The organism is Sphingomonas sp. SP6, assembly GCF_058313435.1.
Genome location: NZ_JBZFLG010000004.1, coordinates 220,472 through 246,930, shown reverse-complemented (window position 1 = coordinate 246,930; position 26,459 = coordinate 220,472). Strand labels below are relative to the sequence as shown.

The following is a 26,459-nucleotide window of genomic DNA, read 5'->3' as shown; positions in this document are numbered from 1 at the left end:
GACGCCGGTCACGCCACTTCCCGTTCCGCCAGCAGCGGCGTGCCGCCCTTCGCCGCCCCGGCCCTGAGCGCCACCACCAGCACCCCCGCCAGCGCCAGCGTCGCGCCGGCGATCATCCGCGTGTCGAGCCGATCGCCGGTGAGCCACACCCCGAACCCGATCGTCGCCAGCGGCGTCATCAGCGTCAGCGGCGCCAGCAGATTCGCCTCGTAGCGCCCGATCAGCCCGTAATAGGCCGTGTGCGCCAGCACCGACACGACCAGCGCCGCGAACAGCACCGCAGCGACGAACGGCCAGCCCGCCGCCGCCGCGCTCGCCCATTGCCCACGCTCGAACAGCGCGGAGGCGAGCGCGAGCGGCGCGAACGACACCAGCCCCACCCACGCCTGAAACCGCAACGGCGCGACATCCTCGACCTGCTTCATCAAGACCGCGCCGACCGATCCTGCCGCCGCCGCGCCGACGACGAACCACAGTCCGGCCGACAGGTGCAGGCCTTGCGGGTTCCACACCACCAGCACCACGCCCGCGAGCGTCAGCGTGATGCCGAGCGCGCGCCGCCAGTGGATGCGCTCGCCCAGTACCACTACCGACAGCATCGTCGTGAACGGCACGCCGATCTGCACGACGATCCCCGCCGCCGACGGGCTCGCGGTCTGGAGCCCCAGGAACAGCAGCGCGAAATTGCCCGCCCCCATGCACAGCCCGATGGCGACGATCCGCCAGCGCGGCCGCGGCATCGGCCACAGCCACCGCGCCGTCGCCGCGATCACCACCGCGAACCGCAGCGCGGCGAAGAACAGCGGCGGGACGCCCCAGGTCCCGACGACGGTCTTGCTCAGGACGTTCGAATAGCCCCAGACGAGACACACGAAGACGAGGATCAGGAAGTCGCGCGGCCGCATCGCGCGTCTCGTCGCAGAACGGAACGCCGCCCGCCAGTCGCTTCGAAGCGTATTGCTGAAGCATGACACGCCGGGCTACAGGCGAGGCTCACCCGGAGCCTATCCATGAAACTCGTTCGCGGCGCGTGGAAATTGCTGGTCGGCATCAAGGACGCGCTGGTGCTCGTCGCGATGCTGCTGTTCTTCGGCGCGCTGTTCGCCGCGCTCAACGCCCGCCCCGCGCCGACCGCGATCAAGGACGGCGCGCTCGTCCTCGACCTCGCCGGATCGATCGTGGAGCAACCCGAGGAGATCCAGCCCTTCGCCGCGCTTTCGGGCCAGCGCGTCGGCAAGCAGTTCCGTCTGCGCGACGTCGTCCGCGCGATCGACGCGGCCAAGGACGACGCGCGCGTCAAGGCGGTGGTGCTCGACCTCGACGGGTTCGGCGGCGGCTATCCGGCGAGCGTCGGCGAGGTCGCCGACGCGCTGCTGAGAGTCCGGCAGAGCGGCAAGCCCGTCCTGGCCTACGCCACCGCTTACACCGACGCCGGGTACCGGATGGCGGCGGCGGCGAGCGAGATCTGGACCGATCCGATGGGCGGTGCGCTGTTCACCGGGCCGGGTGGCTCGCAGCTCTATTACAAGGGGCTGATCGACAAGCTCGGCATCACCACCCACGTCTACCGCGTCGGCAAGTACAAGTCGTTCGTCGAGCCCTATACCCGCGCCGATCAGTCGCCGGAGGCGCGCGAAGCGTCGCAGGCGCTCTATGCGACCTTCCTGTCGTCGTGGCGCGAGAGCATCGCGCGGCTGCGGCCCAAGGCGCAGGTCGCGGCCTTCCAGACCGATCCCGCGAAATCGGTGCTGGCGGCGAACGGCGACATCGCGCGGGCGAACCTCGCCGCGGGGATCGTCGACAAGCTCGGCGACCGGATGGCGTTCGACAAGCGCGTGGCCGAGATCGCGGGCGCCGACGCCGCCAAGGGTCCGGGCGCATTCCGCACGATCTCGTACGACGACTACGTCGGCGCGAAGCCGCTGGCGAAGTCCGGCGCGATCGGCGTGGTGACGGTGGCGGGCGACATCGTCGACGGCAAGGCCGATCCCGGCACGGCGGGTGGCGACACGATCGCCAAGTTCGTCCGCGACGGGCTGGCCAAGGACAATCTGAAGGCGCTCGTCGTCCGCGTCGACTCGCCGGGCGGGTCGGCGCTCGCGTCCGAGACGATCCGCCAGGCGGTGCTGGAGGCGAAGCGACGCGGGCTGCCCGTCGTCGTCTCGATGGGCGGGGTCGCGGCATCGGGCGGCTATTGGGTGTCGACCGCGGGCGACGCGATCTTTGCCGAGCCGACCACGATCACCGGCTCGATCGGAATCTTCGGGATCATCCCGACCTTCGAGAAGACCCTGGCCAAGATCGGCGTTACCGCCGATGGGGTGAAGACGACGCCGCTTTCCGGCCAGCCCGACGTGTTCGCAGGCACCAACCCGCAGGTCGACGCGGTGCTCCAGGCGGCGATCGACAACGGCTATCGCCAGTTCATCGCCCGTGTCGCCACCGCGCGCCACATGACCCCGGAGCGGGTCAACGAGATCGCGCAGGGCCGTGTCTGGGACGGCGGGACCGCGCGGCAGATCGGGCTGGTCGACCGGTTCGGGACGCTGGGCGACGCGATTGCCGAGGCGGCGCGGCGGGCGAAGCTCGACCCCAAGACCGTCCAGGTCCAATATCTGGAGAAGCAGCCGGGCTGGTTCGCCCAGCTGGCGGGGCAGATGACCCGCGATACGGACGACGCGGGCGCCCCCGCCGACGCCTTCGCGGCTGTCGCCGCCGGCCAGCGCCAACTGCTCGCGCAGGCGCTGGGCGACGTCCGTCGGCTGGCGCTCGCATCCGCCGCGGTGCAGGCGCGCTGCCTCGAATGCGGCGGGATGGGACCCGCGCAGGCGTCGACCGACGACCGGACGCTCTTCGCAGCGTTGCTGGCGAGGTTCGGCCTGTGATCGCGATCCGTGCCGCCACGCCCGAGGACGGGGCGGCGATCGCTGCGATCTACGCGCCCCATGCGATCGTCGGCGAGGCGACCTTCGAGACCGAGGCCCCCGACGCACGCGAAATGCGGCGACGGATGGCGAAGTTCGAAGGCCTCTACCCCTGGCTCGTCGCGACCGAGGGCGTGGGAGAGGCGGCGGGAGTGATCGGCTACGCCTATGCCACCCGCTTCCGCGAGCGCGCCGCCTATCGCTGGGTGGTCGAGACAACCGTCTATGTCGCGGATGTCGCCCAGCGCCAGGGCGTCGGCCAGCTGCTATACGCGGCGCTGGTCGACACGCTTCGCGCGCAGGGCTTCACCCAGGCGATCGGCGTGATCGCGCTGCCGAACGACCGATCGATCGCGCTGCACGAATCGGTCGGCTTCCGGCGCGCGGGGGTGACGCGCGAAGTCGGCTACAAGAACGGCCGCTGGATCGACGTCGGCTGGTGGCAGTGCGAACTCGCCGAACCCGCGACACCGCCCGTCGAGCCCAGGCCCTTCGCCGAAGTGGGTGTGCAGCGGGCGTGACCCGGCCTGCAAGCCGCGGAAACGGCGAACCGTACCCGCCGCGCGGTCAGAGCGAAAAGTCGTGCGCGGTCAAGGGAACGTACCCCTGAAAATGGATCACCATGTCGGGCTTGGCGTCGCCGTCGACGAAGGCGCGGACGATGGTGAGGTCCAATTGGGCATCGTACCTGATGGTGAGATCGCCAGTGTGGCCCGGCGTCGCGCCCAGGTGAAACGCCTGGTCACCGGCCTGCGTGATGTCCGCGTCGATCGCGGCGAGTGCGATCCGATGTCCGTCGGGATCGCTGACGTAGTCGAGGATCAGGTCGGGGCGAGCGCGCGTGCTGTCGCTCAGCTCCGAATAGATGAAGAACGCATACTGGCCGGACATCGTGTCCGATCCTGCGCCGCCATACATCGACACGCCATAACCCGGGATCGAACTGATCACGTCGTCGCCGTCGCCGCCGATCACGCGCGTATTCATCCCGATCAGGACATCGTCGCCCGCCCCGCCCGTAACCTCGATGAAATAGTCGGACTTCGTGGCGTCGACATGGAGGTTCTCGCCTGCGCCGAGCGCGCTGCCGTCGATCCGGCTGGTCACGGCCCCCTTGATGGTGAAGGCATAAGAATGGCCGCCCGCCAGCCCGATGAGATCGGCCGAATGGACGACCGAGGCGCTGAGCGCGAGTCCGGCGGAATAGTCGCCGTCGAGGATCAGCGTGTCAAAGCCCGAGCCGGCCTCGACATGGTCCGCCTCGGTCAGCGCCGCGCCATAGTAGATCGTATCGTCGCCCCGGCGAGCGTCGATCACGTCATCTCCGCCCTGGCTCATGTCGAAGTGATCCGCCTTCACCGTTCCGCGAAGGGTGTCGTCGCGCGACGTGCCTTCGAAATCACGAACTCCGAACCAGACCAGTGATTCCGCGGTCGGGACATCGCGAGATCCGGATGCGTCCTTCCACTTGCTCATCTTCGCACTCCCGACGTTTGCTACGCAGGCGTGAAGCACGATATCAAAGTCGACCGAGCGACGGACCCCGATCACCGTAGATGGGACTGCCCAGCGGCGATAGGCGTGACAATGGCACAGCGCTGACTCGATGGAGCTTTCAGCGCCAGGCGTAAGAGAAAGAACGCCGGTCCAGGGTTGATGATGCACTGGAGCGTTCAAGTCGTCCCATAAAGAGAGCGGCGACCGGACGCCTCCTCGGTGCAAAGGATCGCGTCCGTCGCACGAGCAGGCGCGCCGGACTATCGGGATCGCTCCGTCCCGCGGATCGGTCGAGTTCACGGTTTCGCTTGCGTCCGCCGCCACCGCGCTCTTCAATCCGTTTGATGCCCGCCCACACCGTCGCTCCCGATCCGGGCCTCGCCTCGCGCCTGTTCCGGCTGTCGATCGGCACCTACTTCATGGGCGGCTTCGTCGTCTCGCTGGTCAGCCTGCTGGTGCCGCGCCTCAAGCTGCTGATGGGGCTGGACTATACCCAGGCGTCGCTGGTCCAGCTCGCCTTCCACTCGAGCTACCTCCTGTTCGCGCTGCCGATCACCGCCGCGCTGGTGCGGATCGGCTATATGCGCGGGATCGCCTGGGGCACGGCGGTGATGGCGCTCGGTTGTGCCGGGTTCATCGCCGCAGCGCGCGGGCAGAGCTATCCCGGCGTGCTGATCGCGTTGCTGACGCTCGCGGGGGGCATCACCTTCCTTCAGATCGCAGGCAACATCGTCATTGCCGTGATCGAGACCGAGGCGCGTGCCGTGCCGCGGATGACCCTTCTGCAGGGCTTCAACTCGATCGGCACCGTGCTGGCCCCGCTGATCGGCGCGTCGTTCCTGCTGACCGAGCGCAGCGCCGAAGGCGACGACCGCGCCTGGGCCACCCTCTCCCTTCCGTTCGTCGGCGCGATCGTCGTGCTCGTCGCCATCGCCTGGAGCTTCTGGGCTGCGCGCGATCTCCTGCAAGGGCTGAGCGAGCCGCGCCGCATCCCCGTCGCCGCGCTCGGGCGCGTGCTCGCCGACCGCCGGCTGCTGACCGGGAGCGTGGCGATGTTCGGCTACGTCGGCGCGGAGGTGACGATCGGGACGCTGCTGACCAACTATCTCGTCCAGCCGGACATCCTGGGCGTCACGCCGGTCGCGGCAGGCCGGCTGGTCAGCCTGTACTGGGCGGGCGCGATGATCGGCCGGTTCGCGGGCGCCGCGCTCCTGACCCGCTGGCCGCCGCCGCGTCTGCTCGCGGCCATGGCCCTCGGCGCGACCGGGTTGACGCTCGCGGCGACCGGCGCGAGCGGGATGACGGGCGCAATCGCACTGATCGCGGTGGGGCTGTGCAACTCGATCATGTACCCGACCCTCTTCGCCCTCGCGCTTCCCGACGACCCGTCAGTCGCCCCCTACGCCTCGATGGTGCTGTGCATGGCGGTCGTCGGCGGCGCGGTGATCCCGGTGCTGACGGGGATGCTGGCGGACGCGACCACGCTTGCGGCCTCGCTGGCGCTGCCCGCGCTCTGCTATGTCGTGATCGCCGCCTTCGCGCTGTTCAGGGGCAGGAGCTACACCGCATGACGGTCACCATCCGCGACGTCGCCGCGCAGGCCGGCGTCTCCCCGAAGACGGTCTCGCGCGTCATCAACGGCGAGGCGCACGTCCGGCCCGAGGTGCGCGAGGCGGTGATGCGCGTCGTCACCGCGCTCGATTACCGGCCCAACGCCTTCGCCCGCGGGCTCTCCAGCGCGCGGACCTTCCTCATCGGGCTGTTCTTCGACGAGCCTTCGACCGCGTACGCCGCCGATGTCCAGCGCGGGGCGATCGCGCGCTGCCGTGAGCTGAGCCACCATCTCGTCGTCGAGCAGGTCGATCGCACCCAGCCGGACTGGCTGGCCCGCCTGGACGCCACGCTCCACGAGCTGCGGCTCGCCGGCGCGGTCCTGGCGCCTCCCGTATGCGACTGGATGGAGCTGCTCGACATGCTCGAGGCGCACAAGGTACCCGTGGTCCGCATCGCCCCGGCGCAGGCGCCCGAGCGTACGCCGCAGGTTCGGATGGACGACCGCGCCGCCGCGCGCGAGCTGACCGAACACCTCCTCGCGCTCGGCCACACCGACATCGGCTTCATCCGCGGCAATCCCGCGCACAGCGCCGCCGGCGAGCGCTGGCTAGGCTTCGCCGACGCGATGCGCGCCGCCGGACTGACCCCCCCGACCAAGCGCGTGATGCAGGGCGACTTCAGCTTCCGGGCCGGCATGGCCGCCGCGGAGGCTTTGCTCGCGGGGGAGGATCGCCCGACGGCGGTGTTCGCGAGCAACGACGAGATGGCGTTGGCCACGCTGATGGTCTGCGTCCGCTACGGCATCCAGGTGCCGCAGCAGCTGTCCGTCGTCGGCTTCGACGACGCCCAGTTCGCCCGCATCGCCTGGCCCCAGCTGACGACGATCCGTCAGCCGAATCTGGAGATGGCCGCGGCGGCGGTCGATCAGCTGGTCGGTCCGGGGGGCGCGAACGGGGGGACGGTGGAGCTGCCGTACTCGCTGGTCGAGCGGGGCAGTTCGGGTCGAGTGGGTCGATAGCGGGGGGAACGAAGCGCCAGAGGGCCTGTAAGCCGGGTTCTGTCCACCGTCCTCGCGAACGGATGGGCGACCATTCCTCTAGGCCTGCCGTCGCCGACAGGCTCAAGCGACCAACCCGGGCGGCAGGCGGGAACACGCCCCTGAGCCCGAAAGCCCCTCGCCACCCCTATTCGGTCTTGCTCCCGGTGGGGTTTGCCGTGCCGCGGCCGTTACCGGCGCGCGCGGTGCGCTCTTGCCGCACCCTTTCACCGTGGCGGGGCCGAAGCCTTCGCCGTCTGCTCTCTGTGGCACTGTCCCTAACCCCGGAGGCGAACCCCCGAAGCCGGCGGGCGTTACCCGCCACCGTCGTTCCGCGGAGCCCGGACTTTCCTCGGCGTGCTCGCACACGACGCGGCCGCCCGGCCCTCTGGCGTCACCCCACCTAGCGGATTCGGCGGCAGCTCGAAAGAGCTTCATTTCGGTGCGATCGGCCCTTGCGCGCCGTCCCGTCAGACGTACGTTGCCTCGACATGCGAATCCTGGACAGGAGGACGCCGAATGGAAGAGTCCACCCAAGTTCCAGTCCGGAACCGTCGGTCGTTGCGCGAATGGCTCCTTCCGAACGTCCCCGCACCGACCGAGCGCTCCATCGAGCTTTCAATACCGGGCGAGTGGACCATCTTTCAAGAGCGCCAGTTCATGGAGGATCTGGTCTATAAGCGGTTGACACTCTTTCTCGCGGTTACTGCCGTGCTGGCCACGGCCGCTTACAACTTGCGGGAGCATCTCGGCTATTCGATTGCGCTTCTGCTTGGCGGCACGCTGTTGTCCTGGGCATTGCAACAGTCCGTTCACCGCGCCCAGCTCAAGCTCGATCTTATCCTGACCTTGCTCTTCAAATACAAGAGCGATGAGAACAATCCGGTCAGATACATCAACGACGTCGTCGGCGATGCCGGGCGGGTCAAGCTGATCGGGTATCTCGTGCCGTCGACGATCTGCTTGATCCTGACGGCGGTCACGATGGTCGAGATGGCCGTCGGCGCGCTGCACCCCGATCTTCTCCTTGCCACCCAGGCGGCGCGCTAGTCGTCCCCGGTCGGCTTGGGAAGCAGCAGGGCGAGCAGGATCATCCGGCATTCGGCGTCGATCTCGCCGTCGATCAGCTCGGGGCGGAACCGCCGCTGGAACGCCATGATCGCCGCCATCGGATCGGCCACGTCATAACCGAACCGCTCGAGCGCGAGGAGGAAGCCGCCTTGGGTCCACTGCGGGTCCATCAGGTTCTTCGTCGGCCGCGGCAGCGCCAGCCGCAGCCGGGCGAGCCGGTTCCAGGGAAAGAACTCGCCCGGATCGCGCTTGCGCGCCGGGGCGACGTCCGAATGCCCCACCACATTGCCGCGGGTGATCTGGTGACGCTCCTTGATCTCGGCGACGAGCCGGATTACCGCGTCGATCTGCTCGTCGGGGAAAGGACGATAGCCGAACTCGTGCCCCGGATTGACGATCTCGATCCCGACCGAGACGTCGTTGACCCCGTCCCACCCGCGCCAGTGCGATCGCCCCGCGTGCCAGGCGCGCTTCGCCTCGTCGACCAGCCGCAGCACCGTGCCGTCCTCCGCCACCAGATAGTGGCTCGACACCTTCGCTTCGGGATCGCGCAGCCGCCGGAGCGCCGCCTCGGCGTCCTGCATCCCGGTGTAGTGGAGCACGATCATGCCGATCGGCGCGGTCCGCTCGTCGAAATTGGGGGACGGCGCGTCGATGAAGGTCATGGTCACTCCGGCGTGGACTCCTTCGCCTACCCCAGGGCGCTCCGTACCGCCAAGGGGGCGGCGGGCGGCGCCAGTTCGTAAAGCCCGCGAAACCGTCGGCTCGGTCGGAACTGGTCGCTGAGCCCGATCACCGTCTCGCCCGCGCCCAGCACCAGCAATCCGTCGGGGCGCAGCGCCGACGCCAGCCGGTCGAACACCGCGCTGCGCAGCGCCGGCGTTAGGTAGAAGAGCACGTTGCGGCAGAAGATCGCGTCGAACCGCCCGACCGGCGGCGCGTCGACCACCAGATTGTGCCGCCGGAACGACACCATCCGCATCAGCTCGGGCTTGGCCACCCAGTCGCCGCCGACCGCGTCGAACCAGCGGACCATCCGGCGCACCGGCAGCCCGCGCTGGATCTCGAATTGCGAGAAGCGCCCCGCGCGGGCACGGGTCAGCGCGCCTTCGGAGACATCGGTGGCGACGATGTCGGGCGCCGCGCCGCCGACTTCCGCGAAGTGCATCGCCAGCGACAGCGGCTCCTGCCCCGTCGCGCAGCCGGCCGACCAGATCCGCAATCGGCGTCCCTGGGGATCGTCGGCGCCGACCTCGGTGATCGCGGCGGCGGCCGCCTCGATCACTCCCGCGTCGCGGAAGAACGAGGTCTCCTGGTTGAGCAGCGCGTCGACGATCCGATCGGCAAGGCCCGGATCGCCCTGGCCGACGAGCCGGGCGACCAGTGCGGCGGCGTCGGACGCGCCGGTCGCGGCGAGCAGCGGCCCCAGCGCGGTCTCGATCCGCCACGCGCGCGCCGCGGCGAGCTGCTGCCCGGTCCGCGCCTCCAGCAGCGCCGACAGCGCCGCGGTCGCGCCTTCGGATTGCGACGGGATCATCGCGCCGCGCCTGCGGCGGCGATCACGCGGCCGATCTCGTGCGGGGGCAGCACCAGGTCCGCCGCGCCCTTCGATGCGATCGCGCCGGGCATCCCCCATACGACCGAGGTCGCCTCGTCCTGGACGATCACCCCACCGCCCGCCGCGCGGACCCGCCCGGCGCCGGCCTCGCCGTCCCGCCCCATTCCGCTCAGCACGACGGCGAGCGTACGCGCGCCGAACGCGCCGGCGAGCGAGGCGAACATCGGGTCGACGGAGGGCAGACAGCCGCTCGACACGGGCTCGCGCGACAACCGTACCGCAGCGCCGCCCTCTGGTAGGCGAGCGACGATCAGATGCGCGTCGCCGGGCGCGATGACGATGCGGCCGGCACGCAGACGAAGCCCGTCCTCGCCGATGTCGCACGGCCGCCCGCCGAGCACGGCCACCTGCGCCGCGAAATAGGGCGTGAAGGACGCCGGCAGATGCTGGGTGATCAGGATCGGCTTACGGAACGTCGGCGGCAGTACGCGGAGCAGCTGCCCCAGCGCGTGGATGCCTCCGGTCGACGCGCCGATCGCGACCAGATCGAACCCCCGCGGCAGCGCGGCCGGCAGCGGCAGCGGCAGCGGCGACGGCTCGTCATCGCGCGCCAGCCGCCGGAGCTTGTCGGTGAAGATCCGCGCGAACGACCCGGCGAGCCCGCCCGCGGCCGGCTTCACCAGCGTGTCCGCCGCCCCCAGCGCCAGCGCCTGGATCGTCGCCGCCGCTCCGTCGGCCGCGGCGGACGAGACGATCAGCACGCGGGCGCCCGCGCTGGCGGCGAGCAGGTCCGGCAGCGCGGCGAAGCCCGTGACGCCGGGCATCTCGAGATCGAGCACCACCAGGTCGACGGCGCGCTGCGCCATCACCCGCAGCGCCGACGACGCATCCGGGACCGCGGCGACCAGCTCGAAATCGTGCTGCTCGGCAACGAGCCGGGAGAGGACCGCGCGCGCGACCGCCGAATCGTCGACGATCAGGACGCGGGCGGGTGCGGGCGCGGCGTCGGTGAGGAGGGGTGCTGTCGCCACCGGGGCCAAGATCTCAGGCGAGACCGACGATCTGGAGCTTGCTTTGCAGCGTCTCGCGATCGAACGGCTTCATGACATATTCGTCCGCGCCGGCGTCGATCGCGGCGCGGATATACGCCATGCCGTTCTCGGTCGTGCAGAACACCACCTTGGGGCGCTTCGCCAACGCCTCCGTGCCCAGCGCGCGCAGGAAGTCGATCCCGTTCATGACCGGCATGTTCCAGTCGAGCAGCACCACGTCCGGCGCTTCCGCACGACACGCCTCCAGCGCCTGAACGCCGTCGCCCGCCTCGACCACGCGGTAATCGATCGACTCGAGGATATGGCGCGCGACCTTGCGGATCACCTTGGAGTCGTCGACGACGAGGCAGGTCTTCATCCGGTGTTCCTCAAGGACTGACAGCGAAGCGTCGCTTGTCGCAGCGACAGGTAAGCTCTTGGTTAAGCTCGCTCAGGCGGCCGCGACGAGCGCATCGAGGCGGACGACCAGCATGGGCTCGCCCCCGACCTCGGCGATCCCGCGCGCGGCGCGGGCCCACAGGCCCTGCAACGCGAGTTCGGGCGGCACCGGCTGGCTTTCGAGCGTGGCGACGTCCTCCACGCTGTCGAACAGGACGGCGTAATCGTGGCCGTCGACGCGCGTGATCACCCCGCGGGGCGGGCGTTTGGGCGGGTCGAGGCCGAGCAGCCGCCAGGTGTCGAGCACGGTCACCACCCGGCTGCGGAGCGCCGCCACACCCAGGACGGCGTCGCCGGCGCAGGGAACCGGCACGATGGCGCCCAGCTCGATCACCGAGTCGACCTCGGCGCTGTCGACCGCGACACCGCGGCCCGCGAGGTGGGCGAGGAGGTAGAGGGTCACGCGCGCGCTCCCAGTCGGTCCGCGAGCGCGGACACCAGCGCCGCGCGGTCATAGCAATAGACGCCGCGCTCGGGCTCGCGGCTCAGGGTCAGCACCGCGCCGTCCGTTCCCGACGGAGGCTCGTCGCCCTCCATGACCAGGGTGACGTCCGCCTCCGCGGCCCCGTCGTGGAGGATGCGGTAGCCTGCCGCCTCCAGCGCGGGAGCCAAGAAGCTCGTCATCCACGCGGCGCCTTCGCCCCCCAGCCGGCAGCTCGGGCGGTCGGCGATCGCCGCAGCCTCGTGCGCCTGGGCGAGCAGCCAGAGCGGATCGACCATCTCGATCGCCTCGCCCGCCAGCACAGAGACCCCCAGGATCGCGCCGGGCCGCGCGGCCGGCGCAAGCGGCGCGTCGAGCGTGACGATGTCGATCGCCTCGCGGATCGCGTACCCGACCTCGCGCCGGCCATCGCGGAGCCGCAGGACGGGAACGTCGTCTCGGGCCGGTAGCGTTCCCGAGGTCACCAGCGGCACCGTCCGGTCTCCGTCGACCAGGTGCAACCGGCCACCAAGCTGGGCGATCGCGGCCGCCGCGACTCGCTCGACCCGGTCGATCGCGGCGAGCGGGATCGTGCGTCGACGTCCGTCGAGATCCTCGAACAGGAACACCGCGAGGCCCGGCACCGGCGCATCGGCGCTCGACTCCTCGCTCGCCTGGTGACGCTCGAACGTCAGGCCGGCGGTGGCGGCCATCGCGGCGCAGTCCAGCAGCAGCAGCGGCAGCCCGCTGTCGGGCAGCGTCTGACCCGCATAGATCCCCGCCGCCATCACCGCCGGGGCCGCCGGCTTGACCACCAGCTCCTCGGTGTCGAGCACCGCATCGATCCCAAGCGCATAGGCGCCGCCCGGCACGTCGACGATCGCCAGCATCGGCGGGTCGCGGCGCGTCACGGCCAACCCCAGCAGCTCGCCGAGATCGACCATCGCCAGCCGTCGCCCGCGGATCGTCGCCATGCGCGCGCCACCCAGGCGATCGAGCCGGATCGCGTCGCTTTTCGTCGCCACGATCTCCTCGATCGCAACCCGCGGCACCGCGAAGCGCTGCTGCTCCACCTTCACGACCACCGCCGCCAGGATCGCCAGCGTCAGCGGCACCTCGACCGACAGGACGAGACCCTGCCCCGGACGGTTGGTGAGGCCGATTCGGCCGCCGATCTGCTCGACGTTGGCGCGGACGACATCCATCCCGACACCGCGACCGGAGATCGGCGTGACCTCGGCCCGGCTGGACACTCCCGGCTCGAAGATCAGGTCGAGCTTGGCGACGGGGGACATGGCGCGCACCGCCGGCTCGCGCGCGGGATCGCGCGCGATGACGCTCGCGACCAGCCCGTCGACATCGATGCCGCGCCCGTCGTCGGCGATCTCGATAATGATCCGGTTGCCCGATTGGCGCGCCGAGACGGCCAGGCGCCCGACCTCGCGCTTGCCGGCGGCGCGGCGCTCGGCCGGACTCTCGATGCCGTGGTCGATCGCGTTACGCACCATGTGCACGAGCGGATCGCGCATCATCTCGATCATCTCGCGGTCGAGCTCGACGTCGGCGCCGTCGACGGTCAGCGCGACCTGCTTGCCGAGGGTCGCCGCCGTGTCGCGGACCATGCGCGACAGCGGCGAGAACAGCGCGTCGACGGTCTGCATCCGCGTCCGCGACACGGTCTCGCGCATGTCGGCGACCGTCGCGGAGAGACGATCGAGCGCCGCCTCGAGCGCGGGCTCGGCGCCCTCGTCGCGGACCCGGCGCGCCAGCTCGTTGCGCGCGAGCACCATGTCCGACATGCCGGTCATCATCCGGTCGAGCAGGTCGACCGAGAGGCGGACGCTGCGGGTCGGCGCGCGCGGCGCGCTCGCCGCGGCGACCGCGGCCGGGGCCGGCGCGGAGACCGCAATCCCGCTCTCAACCGAGAGCGCGGCGATCAGAAGGTCCTCGCCGGTGTCGTCGAGGCTCGCTCCTGCGTCGATCGCCTCGACGATCTCGCCGATGCGGTCGACCACCGCGAGAACCGCATCGACCAGCCGGGCATCGGGCTTGCGCTCGCCCGTCCGCGCCGCCGCGAGGACGTCCTCGGCGGCATGGCTCAGCCGCTCGAGCCGGGGCAGGTCGAGGAAGCCGCAGCTTCCCTTGACGGTGTGGACGAAGCGGAAGATCGCATCGAGCCGCGCGCGGTCGGCGGGGTCAGCCTCCCACGCGACGATCTCGCCGGCGAGCGCTTCCAGCGTCTCGCGAGTCTCGGCGATGAACTCTTGAAGGATGTCGTCCACTGGGTCCCCGGCGAGGCGTCGCCAGCCGGGATGCACCAGCGGTGGTTACCAGCGCCTTTACTCGGCGCGCATCGCCGCGCCGAACAGGACGCCGTCCTCCAGATCGGTGATCATCACCTTGCCGTGCGCCTGGGAGACGAGCGCGTGGACGAGGAAGGCGGGCGCCGCGCGGGGGCCGAGCGCGTCGCCCGCCTCTCCGTGCAGGAGGACCGACCGCAGCTCCTCGTCCAGCGCGAGCCGCGGGCCGGTCGCGCGGATCACGATCTCGACCGCACCGCCCTCGGCCTCCGCGCCGATATCGAGCCGCCCGCCGCGGACCAGCGCGTCGCCCGCGATCATGCTGAGGATGCACAGCACCTTGACCGCTCCCTTCGATAGCCGCTCGTCCTCGACCAGCCACTCGACCGCGAGCCGCCCCTTGTCGCCGAACAAGCCTTCGATCGCGCTCTTCGCCTCGCGCGAATCGACAGCCTCGCCGAACCCGCCCGCGGCGCCGAAGGCGAGCCGGAAGAACTTGAGCTTGGCGGCAGAGGTCCGAGCGCTTTCGCCCAGCAGCTCCATGCACCGCTCGCGCATCGCCGGATCGGTCTCGTCGGCGAGCAGTTCGAGCCCGTTGTTGAGCGCACCGACGGGCGACAGGAGGTCATGGCACAGCCGCGAACAGAGCAGGCTGGCGAGGTCGACGGCGGAGATGGTCAAATTTCGCCCTTTGCTTCGAGCTCGAAGCGAACGCGACGCTCCAGTTCCATGCCCCGCCATACAATCCCTGGGCACTCCGTTTCAACTCGCGAGCCTGTGCGCAACGTGAAGATCACCCGATCAAAGCGTCCGTGCATCGCACCGTCCGCGACGGCCCTCCACACAAGCACCCCGTCCCGCCCCGCGATAACCCAGAGTTTGCCATCGGGTGCGGCGCACTCCGCATCTCGAACGGATGGCGTCGCCGGGCCATCGGGATGGGTATGGAAGAAGCCCAGCACGGCAAGCCCGCGCGGACGGCGTTCGCCACGGTAGGCGGCGATGAGTGCGGCGGGGTCGATCTCGAATTCACGGGCCGGGTTTGCCGAGACGTTGTCCGTCAGATCGGCGCGGGTCACGACCTCGCGACCATCGGTTCGCTTCCCTCGCAAAATACCGCACCATTCGTGCCACGGATACGGATCGCCCGGAGCGCGTGGGCGCAGGTGCGAATCCGGCGCGGCGATCATCACCATCCGCATGATCCGCAACAGGATCGCGCTTGAAATTTCGACCGTGTCACCCATCTAAGACACATCTTGGACCGGGGGGCCTCAATTCTGCAAGCGACGATCGCACCGGCCGCCGACGGCTGGCGGCTCGACCGTGCGCTCGCCGATGCGGTCCCGACCCTGTCGCGCGAACGGCTCAAGGTCCTCATCAACGCCGGGTCCGTCACCCGCGAGGGCCAGGCGGTCCGCGACCCCGCCAAACGCGCAGCAGCGGGCGAGACCTTCGCGGTCTCGATTCCCCTGCCCGCGCCCGCGCACAACGAGGCGCAGGATATTCCGCTCGTCGTCGCCTTCGAAGACGAGCATCTGATCGTGATCGACAAGACGGCGGGGCTGGTGGTCCACCCGGCCGCCGGCAATCTCGACGGGACGTTGGTCAACGCCCTTCTCCACCATTGCGGCGGGTCGCTGAGCGGGATCGGCGGGGTCGCGCGGCCGGGGATCGTCCACCGGATCGATAAGGACACCTCGGGGCTGATGGTCGCCGCCAAGACCGACCGCGCGCACGAGGGACTGGCGAAGCAATTCGCGGTCCATTCGATCGACCGACGCTACAAGGCGATCGTCGCCGGTCACCCGTCCCCGCCGGCGGCGACGATCGACAAGCCGCTCGCGCGCAGCCCCGCCGATCGGAAGAAGGTCGCGGTGGTCGCGGGCGGCAAGCGCGCGGTCACGCATTACCGCACGGAGCAGCGGCTCCGCCACGCAGCGCTGGTCGAGTGCCGGCTGGAGACGGGGCGCACCCACCAGGTCCGCGTCCACATGGCGGCGATCGGGCATCCCCTGCTGGGCGATCCGGCCTACGGTCGCGACCGGAAGGAGACGAAGCGGGTCGTCGAAACGCTGGGTTTCCGCCGGCAGGCGTTGCACGCCGCGCACCTGGGGTTCATCCACCCCATCACAAGCGCCGCTATGGCGTTCGATAGCGCGATGCCTGCTGACATGCAGGAACTGTTCAGTCAGCTTATCGTATAGAAATCGGCGTCGTGTCGCTGCAACGCAGCAGGCCCGGCCGCCAGGAAAGGGAGTTCAGATCATGGCAGCGCGCAGCAACGTCCCGGCGACGATTCCTGCTCTCGGCGGGGAGCAGAGCCTCAACCGCTATCTGTCCGAGATCAAGAAGTTTCCGATCCTGGCGCCCGAGCAGGAATATATGCTCGCCAAACGGTTCCAGGAGCATGGGGACCCCGACGCGGCGGCGCAGCTCGTCACCAGCCACCTGCGGCTCGTGGCCAAGATCGCGATGGGTTACCGCGGCTACGGCCTGCCCACCTCCGAGCTGATCTCGGAGGGCAACATCGGCCTGATGCAGGGCGTCAAGAAGTTCGAGCCCGATCGCGGCTTCCGACTCGCGACCTATGCGATGTGGTGGATCCGCGCCTCGATCCAGGAGTATATCCTGCGTTCGTGGAGCCTCGTGAAGATGGGCACGACCGCGGCGCAGAAGAAGCTGTTCTTCAACCTGCGTCGGATGAAGTCGAAGCTCGATGCGTTCGAGGATGGTGATCTCAAGCCGGAGGACGTGACCAAGATCGCGACCGACCTGGGCGTGACCGAGAACGACGTCGTCAGCATGAACCGCCGCATGGCGATGGGGGGCGACACGTCGCTCAACGTCTCGATGCGCGAGGACGGCGAGGGCCAATGGCAGGACTGGCTCCAGGACGACGCCCCGCTCCAGGACAAGGTGGTCGCCGACCAGCAGGAGGCGGACGTCCGCCATACCATGCTGGTCGACGCGATGAGCGACCTGAACGACCGCGAGAAGCACATCCTGACCGAGCGCCGGCTGACCGATGACCCGAAGACGCTTGAGGAGCTCAGCCAGGTGTACGGCGTGTCGCGCGAGCGAGTGCGGCAGATCGAGGTTCGCGCGTTCGAGAAGCTGCAAAAGGCGATGATGCGGCTGGCGGGAGAGAAGCGGCTGCTCGCAGCCGCGTAAACGGTGGCGAAGGCACTCGCCAGCCCGGCCGGCGGCTCGGCGGCCATGCCGTCGAGGCGGTCCGACCACGCGAGCGTCGTCCGCGGCGGGTACCTTGCATGCTGACCCTCGTCGTCGGCGCCGGCGCGGCCGGCATCGCCGCTGCCCGTCGCCTCCACGACGCCGGCGAAGACGTTCTCCTGATCGAAGCCAAGCACCGCCTCGGCGGTCGCGCCCATTCGATCCCGCTCGCCGGTGGCGCGATCGACCTCGGCTGCGGCTGGCTCCACTCGGCCAAGCGCAATCCGTGGAGCGACATCGCTTGCGCCCGCGGCTTCACGATCGATCCCGATACCGCGCATTGGGGCGAGCAGTGGCGCGACCTCGGCTTCCCGCGAGCCGAGCAACAGGCCTTCTCCGCCGCTTGGGGCCGCTGGCAGGCTGCGGCCCATGCCGCTCTCTCCGGCCCCGATCGCCCACTCTCCGACTTCGTTCAGGACGAGCAATGGCTGCCGATGCTGGACGCGATCTCGGGTTACGCCAACGGCGCGAGCCTGGCGCGAGTCTCGCTCCACGACTGGGTCGCGTATGAGGACGCCTCGACCCGCGACAATTGGGCGGTGCGCGAGGGATATGGCACGCTCATCGCCGACCACGCCGCCGGCATCCCCGTCCGCCTCGGCCTCCCCGCCGCCCGGATCGACCGCTCGAGCGCGCGCCTCCGCATCGAGACGCCGCAGGGGACGATCGAGGCGGACCGGGTGATCGTCGCCGTCCCGACCACGGCGCTCGCCCGCGGCGACCTCGTCTTCGATCCCCCGCTCGACGACCACGTGCAGGCCGCCTCCGACCTGCCGCTCGGCATTGCCGACAAGGTGTTCGTCGGCGTCTCGGGCGCGGTCGAGTGGCCCGCAAACGCGCATGTCACCGGCGACCCGCACAGCGCCTGCACCGCCAGCTACCGCCTGTCCCCGCTCGGGCTGCCGCTGATCGAGGCGTTCTTCGGCGGGGACACAGCCGACGCGCTGGAGGAACGTGACGCCTTCGCCTTCGTCGCCGACGAACTCGCCCGCCTGCTCGGCAACGGTATCCGGTCGCGACTCGTGCCGCTGATCGCGACGCGCTGGCGGCACGAGCCGCATATCCACGGCGGCTACAGCCACGCCAGGATCGGCCACGCGACGCAGCGACGGGTCCTCGCGACCCCTGTCGAGGACCGCATCTTCTTCGCCGGCGAGGCCTGCTCCACGGCCGACTTCTCGACCGCGCACGGCGCCTACGCGACCGGCCTGCACGCGGCCGAGGCGGTGCTCAGATCGTCCAGATCGCGACGTTGACCGCCAGCACCGCGGCCATCACGAGCAGCAGCACGCCCTTGCGCCGATCGCGTCCGCTCGCGAGCAGATAGCCGCCGCCGATCAGGCAGGCGAAGCTACCGAGCATCCCGATCGCCGGGGCGGCGGACTCGATCCCGGTCACGAGGCTGCCAGCACCCGCCCATAGGCCTGTCGATCGACGTTCCCGCCCGAGAGGATCACGAGCAGCCCCGGCTCCACCGCGACCGTGCCCGCCAGCACCGCCGCGAGCGCGACCGCGCCGCCGGGCTCGATCACCAGCCGCAGCTCCTGCGCGGCCCAACGCTGTGCCGCCGCGGTCTCCGCCTCGCTGACCGCCACCCCTGTCGCGTCGCGGCGAGAAAGCACGTCGAAGGTCAATGGTGAGACCTGCTTGGTCTGGAGCGAGTCGCACGCCGTCGGCGGGGGCGAATCGCCGACCGGCAAGATCCAGCTCGCCTCGAGCGAGCGGCGCATGTCGTCCCAGCCTTCCGGCTCGACCACGGTGATGCGGGCGTCCTTCAGCCCCAACGCGATCCCCGCCGCCAGCCCGCCGCCGCCGCACGGCATCACGACATGCACGGGCGAGCCGAGCCCCAGCGCCTCCATCTGCGCCGCCGCCTCGAGTCCCACGCTTCCCTGCCCCTCGATGATCCACGGATCGTCGAAGCTCGGCACCAGCGTCGCACCGCGGGCTTCGGCGAGACGAGCGGCGATCTGCTCGCGCGACTCGGTGGCGCGGTCGTAGCTGACCACTTCGGCGCCGAGCGCCAGCGTCCCCTCCACCTTCGCGCGCGGCGCATCGGCGGGCATGACGATCGTCGCCGCGATCCCCAAGCGCTTGGCGGCCCAGGCGACGCCCTGCGCGTGGTTGCCGCTGGAGAACGCCACGACCCCTTTTCGCCTCGCTTCGTCGTCCAAGGCGGTCAGCCGATGCCATGCGCCGCGGATCTTGAACGCCCCGATCGGCTGAAGCGATTCCGCCTTGAAGAGGACCTGCACCCCGTTGATTTCGCGTGAGAAGGCTGGGGTCGGCGGGAGGACGGCCGCGACCTTGGCGGCCGCGTCTCTGACCCCGGCACGGGTCGGTTGTCGCAAAATTGTCATGGATGAACTTTCGGGGTCCGCGGCCACTTTACATGCGGGCCAAGCGACCCTAATTCGCACCTCCGCTGCCCCATGGGACTTCCAACCGCAAGGCAGCTTCTTTGTCGTCGCCGAAAGGCACTTGGAGGTCCCTTGATTTGCACCAGCATCATCGCGCGCTGGGGCTAGCTGCCCCGTCGACTGCCGTCACCTCCGCCCCGGTGGGCGTGGAGGACGCCTTCGAGATCGCCCAGCGTCGACCGGTCCAGCCGGTCACGCTCGTCCGTCCGCATGCTGCGGCGCGGGCCGCCCGGTTCTTCTCCCAGAAGTTCCCGGGCCGCTCGATGTATGCGGTCAAGGCGAACCCGAGTCCCGAGCTGATCCGGATCCTGTGGGACAACGGCATCACCCATTATGACGTCGCCTCGATCGCCGAGGTGCGCATGGTGCGCCGTACGCTCCCGGGTGCGACCCTGTGTTTCATGCACCCGGTCAAGAACGAGGATGCGATCACCGAGGCGTATCACGTCCACGGCGTGCGCACCTTCAGCCTGGACAGCCTGGAAGAGCTGGACAAGATCATGCGCGCGACCGCGGGCCGGGACGGTGTGGAAGCCACCGACCTGACGCTCTGCGTCCGGCTGCGCGTATCGTCGGAGCATTCCAAGCTGAGCCTCGCGTCGAAGTTCGGCGTGGCGCCGCAGGACGCCAAGCCGCTGCTGTTCGCGGCGCGCCAGGCGGCCGATGCGCTCGGCATCTGCTTCCACGTCGGGTCGCAGGCGATGACGCCTGAGGCCTATTCGAACGCGATGGAGCGCGTCCGGGCGGCGATCGTCGAGGCGGCGGTGACCGTCGACGTGATCGACGTCGGCGGCGGGTTCCCGTCGTCCTATCCGGGGATGGAGCCGCCGGACCTCGAGCGCTACTTCGACACTATCCACCGCGCGTTCGAATCGCTGCCGATCAGCTATTCGGCCGAACTGTGGGCGGAGCCGGGCCGTGCGCTCTGCGCCGAATACAGCTCGCTGGTCGTGCGCGTGGAGAAACGCCGAGGGTCGGAGCTGTATATCAACGACGGGGCTTACGGCGCGCTCTTCGACGCCGCGCACATCGGCTGGCGCTTCCCCGTCAAGCTGCTGCGCGAGCCGCCGTCGGACGTCCGCCCGCACGGATTCAGCTTCTACGGTCCGACCTGCGACGACATCGACCATATGGCCGGCCCGTTCGAGCTGCCGGCGGACATCGGCACCGGCGACTATATCGAGATCGGGATGCTTGGCGCCTATGGCTCGGCGATGCGGACCGCCTTCAACGGTTTCGGATCGGACGAGACGGTGATCGCCACGGACGAACCGATGGCGTCCCTGTACCACGTCGAGGAACGGCGCGCGACGTCGAACGTCGTCAAGCTGTAAGACCAGCGTCATACCGACATCGGGTGGCGGCGGCCTTCGGGCCGCCGTCCCCACACGGGTTTCCGCGTCCCCACGAACGACTGCGGGCATCTGCACGGGATCACCCATGACCGACAGCCTGATCAAGACCGCCGCCGCCCAGCCGGCGGACACCTCCAACCGCAAGGCCGAACTGCTTTCCAAGCAGGTCAAGCATATCGACATCAAGAGCTTCGACGCGCGCCCGATCGTCGATGCGATGAAGGACATGAGCTTCACCAGCCGCGACCTCGGCCGCGCGACCGGCATCTACAACGACATGCTGGCCGACCGCGACTGCACCATCTTCCTCGTCATCGCGGGCTCGACCTCCGCCGGCGGCTGCATGGACCTCTATGCCGAGCTGGTCCGCAACAACATGGTCGACGGCATCGTCGCCACCGGCGCGACCATCGTCGACATGGATTTCTTCGAGGGGCTCGGCCACAAGCATTACCAGGCGCTGGAGATCCCGGACGACGACACGTTGCGGTCGCTCTACATCGACCGCATCTACGACACCTATATCGACGAAGAAGCGCTCCAGCAGGTCGATCATACGATCTTCGAGATCGCCGAGTCGCTACCCGCCGGGCCGTACAGCAGCCGGGCGTTCATCCGCGAGATGGGCAAGTATCTTGTCGAGCACGGCAAGAAGGAGAACAGCCTCGTAAAGCTCGCCTACGAGCACGACGTGCCGATCTTCTGCCCGGCGTTCGTCGATTCCTCCGCAGGCTTTGGGCTGGTCAAGCACCAGGTCGACGCCGCCAAAGCCGGCCGGCCCTATGTCATGATCGACGCGGTGGCCGACTTCCGCGAACTCACCCAGATCAAGATCGAGGCGGGCGTCACCGGCCTGCTGATGATCGGCGGCGGCGTGCCGAAGAACTTCATCCAGGATACGGTCGTCTGCGCCGAGATCCTGGGCCATGACGACGTCCAGGTTCATAAATACGCGGTCCAGATCACCGTCGCCGACGTTCGTGACGGCGCCTGCTCCTCCTCCACCCTCCAGGAGGCGGCGTCGTGGGGCAAGGTCAACACCGGCATCGAGCAGATGGTGTTCGCGGAAGCCGGCTCGGTCATGCCGCTGTTGGCGTCCGACGCCTATCACCGCGGCCATTGGAAGGATCGTCCCGTCCACGGCTGGGCGAAGCTCTTCACGTGAGCGTCGCCTTCCGCCGCGAGAGCGACGAGGAGCATCTCGAGCCCAAGTTCGAGCTGCCGATCGCCGCCGGCCCGAACCTCGTGACCGCGCGCGGGCTCACGCAGATCGAGGCGCGGGCCGACGCGCTGGCGGCGGAGATCGCGCGCGAGGCGGATGAGGAGCGTCGCAAGGTCCTGCAACGCGACTTGCGCTACTGGCGGACGCGCCGCGCCACCGCCGAGGTGGTCGCGGCGCGCATCGACGGCGGGGTCGGCGTCGGCAGCCGGGTGACGTACCGGGTGGGGGCGGACACGCGGACGGTCTCGATCGTCGGTGGCGACGAGGCCGATCCGGCCGCCGGGCTGATCGCCTTCCAGGCTCCGCTCGCCCGCGCGCTGATGCGCGCAGCGGACGGCGACGACGTCGCGTTCGGCGGCGGCACGGTCGAGGTCTTGGAGGTCGACGATGAGCAAGGGTGAGGTGTTCGAGCGTCACCGCCAGCCCTGGACCGCCGACGAGATCCAGAAGCTGCACCAGTTCGCCAAGAAGGGCATGGCGCTCAAGGCCATCGCCAAGGCCCTCAAGCGCAGCGAGGAATCGACGAAGGACCGTGCCAAGGCGGATGGCTTGTCGATCGCCAAGCTGCGCTGAACGCAGGCTTCCGATCGGCGCTCGGCTGGCGTAACCGATCGAGAAGCGGTGCGGAGAAGACGGATGCCCGATCGTAGGACTGTGCTCGCGGGGTCGCTCGGTCTTGCCTCGTTGACCCTCGCCAAGCGTGCGGCGGCGCAGACGACCACGACCCAATGGCCTCCGGCCGAGCACGTTCGGCTCTGGCCGGGACGCCCGCCCAACTCGCCCAAGGTCCTGCCCCGTTACGCGCCGTCGATGAACGGCGAGCCGCCGCGGCGCGAGCTGTGGCTGCGCGGGGTCGCCGAGCCGGTGGTCGGCGTCTATCGGCCCGCCAATCCGGATGGGCGGGCGCTGCTCGCGCTGCCGGGCGGCGGCTACGAGTTCATCTCGGTCGAGAACGAGGGGATCAACGTCGCCCGGACCTTCGCGCCCAAGGGCGTGACGGTGTTCGTGCTCGCCTACCGCCTCCCCGGTGAGGGCTGGCTCGAGCCTGAGGACGTGCCGCTCCAGGACGCGCAGCGCGCGATGCGGCTGATCCGCCGCGACGCCGCCAGATACGGGATCGACTCCGCGAAGCTTGGCTGCATCGGCTTCTCCGCGGGCGGGCTGCTGTCCGCCAGTCTCGCGGTGGCGAGCGGGGATCCTGTCTACGCGAGGATCGACGCGGCCGACGATCTCCCGGCCCGACCGGCCTTCGCCGGTTTGGTCTACCCCGTCGTCTCGGGCTCGCTCATGCGGGTCGGCAAGCTTCCCTCGGCACGGTTCGACGCGCCGCAGCGCGTCAGCCACGACACGCCGCCGGTCTTCATCACTCACGCCCTCGACGATCCGGTGGTCCCCGCACGTGAGCCGATCGCGATGATGGAGGCGTGCCGCGCCGCCGGCGTACCGATCGAAGCTCACTTCTTCGAGGAGGGCGGACACGGCTTCGGCCCCGCATATCTCTCCGCGGACAGGCCGGGGTCCCGCTGGCCCGACCTGTTCGATCTTTGGATGACCCGCACCTTGGCGGCGCCGAAGCCCGCGTGACGCTCGACCGACGCGCGCTGCTCGGCCTCGGTGCGGGGGCGGCGCTTGCGCCCGCGACCGCGCAGGCGGCGAGCCGCTGGCCGGCGTCGGAGCGGATCGCGCTCTGGCCGCGGATGCCGCCGGGTGGGCTCGCCCGACCGGCGGTCTTTCAGGGCGCGGCGACGCCCGAACTCGGCGTCTATCGTCCCGCTCGCCCAGACGGGCGCGGGGTATTGGTGATTCCCGGCGGCGGCTACGGCTTCGTCTCGATCGAGAACGAAGGCGCGGATGTCGGCGAGGTGCTGACGCGGTTCGGTATCACCGCCTTCGTCCTCGCCTACCGCCTGCCCATCGACGGCTGGCGCGACCGCGCCGACGTGCCGCTCCAGGACGCGCAGCGCGCGCTGCGGCTGATCCGCGAGGGCGCCACCCGCTACCGCGTCCATCCGGCGCGAGTCTCCGTGCTCGGCTTCTCCGCGGGCGGCCATCTGGCGGGCGCGCTGGCGACGCTGGCCGAGTACCGCGCCTATTCGCCCACCGACGCCGTCGACCGGCTGTCCGCGCGCCCGGCGGCGGCCGGGCTGATCTACGCCGTGTCGAACATGAGCGCGGGCCGCAGCCGTGGCGGCAGCCGGGCGAACCTGCTGGGGCCGTCGCCCGATCAGGCGTCGGTCCGGCGCTACGCGGTCGATGCCCACCTGGCGGGCGCGCCGCCGCTCTTCCTGGCGGCGGCGGAGGACGACGAGACGGTGCCGATCGTCAACACGCTCGACCTTGCCGCCGCCGCCCGGCGCGTGCGGGTGCCGCGCGAAGTCCATCTGTTCGCTCGCGGGGGCCACGGGTTCGGGGTGCGTGCACCCTTAGGCTCGCCCGCAGCGCTCTGGCCCGAGCTCTACAACCGCTGGCTGATCGAGGCGCTCAGCCGAACAGCCGCGTGAGGCTGCGTTCGAGCATCACGAACTGCCAGAGCGTCCGGCCATGCTCCTCGCGACCGGAGCGGTGCGCCTCCGCAAGCCGGGCCAGTTCGGCCATGTCGAACCACCCGGTTTGCGACAGCACCCGCGATCGGCCCAGCGCCCCCGCTTCGCCGGCCAGCACTCCGCGGAACCAGGCGCTGACCGGCGTCACGAACCCCATCTTCGGACGGTAGAGGATGGCGGGCGGCAGATAGCGCTCCATCGCCTTCTTCATCAGATACTTCCCCTCCCCTCTTCGGAGACGAAGCGAGGTCGGCAGGGTCGCGCAGAACTCGACGAGGCGGTGATCAAGCAGCGGCTCGCGCGCCTCCAGGCTCACCGCCATGCTGGTCCGGTCGGTCTTGGTCAGGATATCACCCGGGAGCCAGATCGTCATGTCGGCATATTGCGCGCGGTCGAGCGGATCGCGTGCGGGCGCGTCGCGCATCGCGGCGACATAGCGGTCCTCCGCACGGTGCCCGGCGAGCGCGCGCCGCGCGGCGTCGGTGAACAGGCGGTGGCGGAGCGCCGGCGTCGTGACCCCGACCGCCCGAGCATAGGCCTCGGCCCCATCGTCGGCGAGCGAGAGCAGCGTCGTCTTTGCCCGCAGTGCTCGTGGCGCCCAGTCCGCCTTGGGGTAGACGCGGCCGAGCACGCCGAAGACGCGCGCGCGCATATCGGCCGGGAGCAACCCGCGCACTCGCTCCTCCGCCGCCTGGAAGCGGTGACGGCGATACCCCGCCAGCGCCTCGTCCGCGCCGTCACCGGCGAGCGCCACCGTCACGGTCTCGCGCGCGAGCTTGCAGACCTGATAGGTCGCCAGCGCCGAGGCGTCGGCGAACGGCTCGTCGAAGGCGGCGACGAGCGTGTCGATCAGCGCGAAATCGTCGGGATCGACCACCCGTTCGCGGTGATCGGTCGCGAACCGCTCCGCGACGGTGCGGGCGTAGGATCGCTCGTCATATCCCGTCTCGTCGAACCCGATGGTGCAGGTCGAAACGGCGCGCGGGCTCGCCTCGGCCATCAGCGCGACGACGGCAGAGCTGTCGACGCCTCCGGACAGGAATGCGCCGAGCGGCACGTCGGACACCATGCGCGACCGCACGCCCTCGCGCATCCGGTCGAGCAGTTCCTCCTCGAGTGCGGAAGCAGACCCGCTCGCACGATCGGCGAAGCTCAGGCTCCACCAGCGGCGCGGCGCGGGGACCGGCTTGCCGCGCTCGACCAGCAGGAAGGTCCCAGCCGGCAGCTTGCGGACGCCCGCGACCAGGCAGGCGTCGTCGGGGACGTAGCCGTAGGCGAGATAATCCTCGACCGCCTGGAGGCTCGGCTCACGCCGGAGCAGAGGATGCGCTAGCAGGCCCTTGAGGTCACTTGAGAACACCAGCGCTCCGTCGGCCAGCTCGGCGTAATGGAGCGGCTTCACCCCCAGCCGGTCGCGCGCCATGAACAGACAGTTGGCCCGCGCGTCGTGGATCGCGAAGGCGAACATCCCGACCAGCCGGTCGAGCATCGACGGCCCCCAGGCCGCCCAGCCGGCGAGCAGCACCTCGGTATCGCCCTGCGTCCGGAACCGCGCGCCCCGCGCTTCCAGCTCGGTGCGGAGCGCGACGTAATTGTAGATCTCGCCGTTGAAGACGATCGCCAGCGCCTCGTCCTCGCTCAGCATCGGCTGGGGCGAGCCCTCGACGTCGATCACCGACAGGCGGCGGTGACCGAAGGCGACGCCCGGCGCGGTCCAGACGCCCGAGCCGTCCGGGCCGCGGACCGCCATCGCATCGGTCATCGCGCGGATGCGCTGCGGATCGACGGGCTTGGGGGTGCCCGGATAGTAAAGGCCCGCGATGCCGCACATCCG

Annotated in this window: 27 protein-coding genes and 1 other RNA gene; 14 read left to right on the top strand and 14 right to left on the bottom strand. The window is 70.0% G+C overall.

Features of this window, described 5'->3' with window-relative positions:
- Positions 1-8: 8 nt before the first annotated feature.
- On the bottom strand, positions 9-905 hold the full coding sequence (locus AC4GYY_RS14650; RefSeq protein ID WP_491121604.1) for a DMT family transporter: 897 nt from the start codon (positions 903-905) through the stop codon (positions 9-11).
- A 105-nt stretch (positions 906-1,010) separates the two neighbouring features.
- On the opposite strand from AC4GYY_RS14650, the gene sppA reads away from it, so the two are divergent.
- Both sppA and AC4GYY_RS14640 read left to right on the top strand, forming a co-directional pair.
- The gene (gene sppA, locus AC4GYY_RS14645) at positions 1,011-2,885 is read left to right on the top strand and encodes a signal peptide peptidase SppA (protein ID WP_491121603.1); all 1,875 of its coding nucleotides are present in this window, start codon (positions 1,011-1,013) and stop codon (positions 2,883-2,885) included.
- Positions 2,882-3,445, top strand: coding sequence for a GNAT family N-acetyltransferase (locus tag AC4GYY_RS14640; protein WP_491121602.1), 564 nt, complete (start codon positions 2,882-2,884; stop codon positions 3,443-3,445). The genes sppA and AC4GYY_RS14640 overlap by 4 nt, the downstream gene beginning before the upstream one ends.
- Before the next feature lie 46 nt (positions 3,446-3,491).
- On the opposite strand, the gene AC4GYY_RS14635 is transcribed toward AC4GYY_RS14640, so the two are convergent.
- Positions 3,492-4,400 carry a M10 family metallopeptidase C-terminal domain-containing protein gene (locus AC4GYY_RS14635; RefSeq protein ID WP_491121601.1) on the bottom strand — a complete coding sequence of 303 codons (909 nt, stop codon included), beginning with the start codon at positions 4,398-4,400 and terminating at the stop codon, positions 3,492-3,494.
- Positions 4,401-4,765: 365 nt separating this feature from the next.
- Between AC4GYY_RS14635 and AC4GYY_RS14630 the strand changes: the two genes are divergently transcribed.
- Both AC4GYY_RS14630 and AC4GYY_RS14625 read left to right on the top strand, forming a co-directional pair.
- Complete coding sequence (locus AC4GYY_RS14630) at positions 4,766-5,992, top strand: MFS transporter (protein WP_491121600.1); 1,227 nt, start codon at positions 4,766-4,768, stop codon at positions 5,990-5,992.
- Complete coding sequence (locus tag AC4GYY_RS14625; RefSeq protein ID WP_491121599.1) at positions 5,989-6,993, top strand: LacI family DNA-binding transcriptional regulator; 1,005 nt, start codon at positions 5,989-5,991, stop codon at positions 6,991-6,993. Before AC4GYY_RS14630 ends, AC4GYY_RS14625 begins: the two co-directional genes overlap by 4 nt.
- Positions 6,994-7,005: 12 nt before the next feature.
- On the opposite strand, the gene rnpB is transcribed toward AC4GYY_RS14625, so the two are convergent.
- An RNA gene (gene rnpB / locus AC4GYY_RS14620) (RNase P RNA component class A) lies at positions 7,006-7,403 on the bottom strand.
- A 127-nt stretch (positions 7,404-7,530) separates the two neighbouring features.
- Between rnpB and AC4GYY_RS14615 the strand changes: the two genes are divergently transcribed.
- Positions 7,531-8,061, top strand: coding sequence for a hypothetical protein (locus AC4GYY_RS14615; protein ID WP_491121597.1), 531 nt, complete (start codon positions 7,531-7,533; stop codon positions 8,059-8,061).
- On the opposite strand, the gene AC4GYY_RS14610 is transcribed toward AC4GYY_RS14615, so the two are convergent.
- From AC4GYY_RS14610 to AC4GYY_RS14575, 8 genes are all read right to left on the bottom strand, one after another.
- A complete protein-coding gene (locus AC4GYY_RS14610; protein WP_491122012.1) occupies positions 8,058-8,747 on the bottom strand; it encodes an N-acetylmuramoyl-L-alanine amidase in 690 nt (229 codons plus the stop codon). The two genes, AC4GYY_RS14615 and AC4GYY_RS14610, sit on opposite strands and share 4 nt — an antisense overlap.
- 26 nt (positions 8,748-8,773) lie before the next feature.
- Positions 8,774-9,619, bottom strand: coding sequence for a CheR family methyltransferase (locus tag AC4GYY_RS14605; protein WP_491121596.1), 846 nt, complete (start codon positions 9,617-9,619; stop codon positions 8,774-8,776).
- Positions 9,616-10,671 (bottom strand): chemotaxis protein CheB, encoded by a 1,056-nt coding sequence (locus AC4GYY_RS14600; protein WP_491121595.1) that lies wholly within the window; start codon positions 10,669-10,671, stop codon positions 9,616-9,618. The genes AC4GYY_RS14605 and AC4GYY_RS14600 overlap by 4 nt, the downstream gene beginning before the upstream one ends.
- A 13-nt stretch (positions 10,672-10,684) precedes the next feature.
- Positions 10,685-11,050 (bottom strand): response regulator, encoded by a 366-nt coding sequence (locus AC4GYY_RS14595; RefSeq protein WP_491121593.1) that lies wholly within the window; start codon positions 11,048-11,050, stop codon positions 10,685-10,687.
- A gap of 72 nt (positions 11,051-11,122) precedes the next feature.
- Positions 11,123-11,533: a chemotaxis protein CheW gene (locus AC4GYY_RS14590; RefSeq protein ID WP_491121592.1), complete on the bottom strand. Its 411-nt coding sequence runs from the start codon at positions 11,531-11,533 to the stop codon at positions 11,123-11,125.
- On the bottom strand, positions 11,530-13,833 hold the full coding sequence (locus AC4GYY_RS14585; RefSeq protein ID WP_491121591.1) for a chemotaxis protein CheA: 2,304 nt from the start codon (positions 13,831-13,833) through the stop codon (positions 11,530-11,532). The genes AC4GYY_RS14590 and AC4GYY_RS14585 overlap by 4 nt, the downstream gene beginning before the upstream one ends.
- Positions 13,834-13,890: 57 nt before the next feature.
- A complete protein-coding gene (locus AC4GYY_RS14580) occupies positions 13,891-14,532 on the bottom strand; it encodes a histidine phosphotransferase family protein (protein WP_491121590.1) in 642 nt (213 codons plus the stop codon).
- Positions 14,529-15,098, bottom strand: coding sequence for a M67 family metallopeptidase (locus AC4GYY_RS14575; protein ID WP_491121589.1), 570 nt, complete (start codon positions 15,096-15,098; stop codon positions 14,529-14,531). The genes AC4GYY_RS14580 and AC4GYY_RS14575 overlap by 4 nt, the downstream gene beginning before the upstream one ends.
- Before the next feature lie 12 nt (positions 15,099-15,110).
- Between AC4GYY_RS14575 and AC4GYY_RS14570 the strand changes: the two genes are divergently transcribed.
- The 3 genes from AC4GYY_RS14570 (at position 15,111) to AC4GYY_RS14560 (ending at position 18,341) form a co-directional block, all read left to right on the top strand.
- Positions 15,111-16,058, top strand: coding sequence for an RluA family pseudouridine synthase (locus tag AC4GYY_RS14570; protein ID WP_491121588.1), 948 nt, complete (start codon positions 15,111-15,113; stop codon positions 16,056-16,058).
- 61 nt (positions 16,059-16,119) lie between these two features.
- On the top strand, positions 16,120-17,025 hold the full coding sequence (rpoH, locus tag AC4GYY_RS14565; RefSeq protein ID WP_491121587.1) for an RNA polymerase sigma factor RpoH: 906 nt from the start codon (positions 16,120-16,122) through the stop codon (positions 17,023-17,025).
- A 98-nt stretch (positions 17,026-17,123) separates the two neighbouring features.
- Positions 17,124-18,341, top strand: coding sequence for a flavin monoamine oxidase family protein (locus AC4GYY_RS14560; protein WP_491121586.1), 1,218 nt, complete (start codon positions 17,124-17,126; stop codon positions 18,339-18,341).
- Here the strand turns inward: AC4GYY_RS14560 and AC4GYY_RS14555 are convergent.
- Positions 18,316-18,483, bottom strand: coding sequence for a hypothetical protein (locus AC4GYY_RS14555; protein WP_491121585.1), 168 nt, complete (start codon positions 18,481-18,483; stop codon positions 18,316-18,318). The two genes, AC4GYY_RS14560 and AC4GYY_RS14555, sit on opposite strands and share 26 nt — an antisense overlap.
- A complete protein-coding gene (locus AC4GYY_RS14550) occupies positions 18,480-19,445 on the bottom strand; it encodes a threonine ammonia-lyase (RefSeq protein ID WP_491121584.1) in 966 nt (321 codons plus the stop codon). Before AC4GYY_RS14550 ends, AC4GYY_RS14555 begins: the two co-directional genes overlap by 4 nt.
- A 137-nt stretch (positions 19,446-19,582) precedes the next feature.
- On the opposite strand from AC4GYY_RS14550, the gene AC4GYY_RS14545 reads away from it, so the two are divergent.
- From AC4GYY_RS14545 to AC4GYY_RS14520, 6 genes are all read left to right on the top strand, one after another.
- On the top strand, positions 19,583-20,839 hold the full coding sequence (locus tag AC4GYY_RS14545) for a type III PLP-dependent enzyme (protein WP_491121583.1): 1,257 nt from the start codon (positions 19,583-19,585) through the stop codon (positions 20,837-20,839).
- Between the two features lie 106 nt (positions 20,840-20,945).
- Positions 20,946-22,025 (top strand): 1,9-bis(guanidino)-5-aza-nonane synthase, encoded by a 1,080-nt coding sequence (locus tag AC4GYY_RS14540; protein ID WP_491121581.1) that lies wholly within the window; start codon positions 20,946-20,948, stop codon positions 22,023-22,025.
- Positions 22,022-22,483 carry a GreA/GreB family elongation factor gene (locus tag AC4GYY_RS14535; RefSeq protein WP_491121580.1) on the top strand — a complete coding sequence of 154 codons (462 nt, stop codon included), beginning with the start codon at positions 22,022-22,024 and terminating at the stop codon, positions 22,481-22,483. Before AC4GYY_RS14540 ends, AC4GYY_RS14535 begins: the two co-directional genes overlap by 4 nt.
- On the top strand, positions 22,470-22,655 hold the full coding sequence (locus AC4GYY_RS14530; protein WP_491121579.1) for a hypothetical protein: 186 nt from the start codon (positions 22,470-22,472) through the stop codon (positions 22,653-22,655). Before AC4GYY_RS14535 ends, AC4GYY_RS14530 begins: the two co-directional genes overlap by 14 nt.
- A gap of 63 nt (positions 22,656-22,718) precedes the next feature.
- Positions 22,719-23,666 carry an alpha/beta hydrolase gene (locus AC4GYY_RS14525; protein ID WP_491121578.1) on the top strand — a complete coding sequence of 316 codons (948 nt, stop codon included), beginning with the start codon at positions 22,719-22,721 and terminating at the stop codon, positions 23,664-23,666.
- The gene (locus tag AC4GYY_RS14520; protein ID WP_491121577.1) at positions 23,663-24,583 is read left to right on the top strand and encodes an alpha/beta hydrolase; all 921 of its coding nucleotides are present in this window, start codon (positions 23,663-23,665) and stop codon (positions 24,581-24,583) included. Before AC4GYY_RS14525 ends, AC4GYY_RS14520 begins: the two co-directional genes overlap by 4 nt.
- On the opposite strand, the gene AC4GYY_RS14515 is transcribed toward AC4GYY_RS14520, so the two are convergent.
- A complete protein-coding gene (locus AC4GYY_RS14515) occupies positions 24,564-26,456 on the bottom strand; it encodes an XrtA/PEP-CTERM system amidotransferase (protein ID WP_491121575.1) in 1,893 nt (630 codons plus the stop codon). The two genes, AC4GYY_RS14520 and AC4GYY_RS14515, sit on opposite strands and share 20 nt — an antisense overlap.
- Between the last annotated feature and the right edge of the window lie 3 nt (positions 26,457-26,459).

Excerpts from the sequence above, each read along its gene's own strand:
- AC4GYY_RS14650 (WP_491121604.1), bottom strand. The coding sequence starts at position 905 with ATGCGGCCGCGCGACTTCCTGATCCTCGTCTTCGTGTGTCTCGTCTGG.
- AC4GYY_RS14540 (WP_491121581.1), top strand. The coding sequence starts at position 20,946 with ATGACCGACAGCCTGATCAAGACCGCCGCCGCCCAGCCGGCGGACACC.
- rpoH (WP_491121587.1), top strand. The coding sequence starts at position 16,120 with ATGGCAGCGCGCAGCAACGTCCCGGCGACGATTCCTGCTCTCGGCGGG.
- AC4GYY_RS14515 (WP_491121575.1), bottom strand. The coding sequence starts at position 26,456 with ATGTGCGGCATCGCGGGCCTTTACTATCCGGGCACCCCCAAGCCCGTC.
- AC4GYY_RS14615 (WP_491121597.1), top strand. The coding sequence starts at position 7,531 with ATGGAAGAGTCCACCCAAGTTCCAGTCCGGAACCGTCGGTCGTTGCGC.
- sppA (WP_491121603.1), top strand. The coding sequence starts at position 1,011 with ATGAAACTCGTTCGCGGCGCGTGGAAATTGCTGGTCGGCATCAAGGAC.
- AC4GYY_RS14550 (WP_491121584.1), bottom strand. The coding sequence starts at position 19,445 with ATGACAATTTTGCGACAACCGACCCGTGCCGGGGTCAGAGACGCGGCC.
- AC4GYY_RS14575 (WP_491121589.1), bottom strand. The coding sequence starts at position 15,098 with ATGGGTGACACGGTCGAAATTTCAAGCGCGATCCTGTTGCGGATCATG.
- AC4GYY_RS14530 (WP_491121579.1), top strand. The coding sequence starts at position 22,470 with ATGAGCAAGGGTGAGGTGTTCGAGCGTCACCGCCAGCCCTGGACCGCC.
- AC4GYY_RS14630 (WP_491121600.1), top strand. The coding sequence starts at position 4,766 with ATGCCCGCCCACACCGTCGCTCCCGATCCGGGCCTCGCCTCGCGCCTG.
- AC4GYY_RS14525 (WP_491121578.1), top strand. The coding sequence starts at position 22,719 with ATGCCCGATCGTAGGACTGTGCTCGCGGGGTCGCTCGGTCTTGCCTCG.
- AC4GYY_RS14560 (WP_491121586.1), top strand. The coding sequence starts at position 17,124 with ATGCTGACCCTCGTCGTCGGCGCCGGCGCGGCCGGCATCGCCGCTGCC.
- AC4GYY_RS14625 (WP_491121599.1), top strand. The coding sequence starts at position 5,989 with ATGACGGTCACCATCCGCGACGTCGCCGCGCAGGCCGGCGTCTCCCCG.
- AC4GYY_RS14610 (WP_491122012.1), bottom strand. The coding sequence starts at position 8,747 with ATGACCTTCATCGACGCGCCGTCCCCCAATTTCGACGAGCGGACCGCG.
- AC4GYY_RS14635 (WP_491121601.1), bottom strand. The coding sequence starts at position 4,400 with ATGAGCAAGTGGAAGGACGCATCCGGATCTCGCGATGTCCCGACCGCG.
- AC4GYY_RS14595 (WP_491121593.1), bottom strand. The coding sequence starts at position 11,050 with ATGAAGACCTGCCTCGTCGTCGACGACTCCAAGGTGATCCGCAAGGTC.
- AC4GYY_RS14605 (WP_491121596.1), bottom strand. The coding sequence starts at position 9,619 with ATGATCCCGTCGCAATCCGAAGGCGCGACCGCGGCGCTGTCGGCGCTG.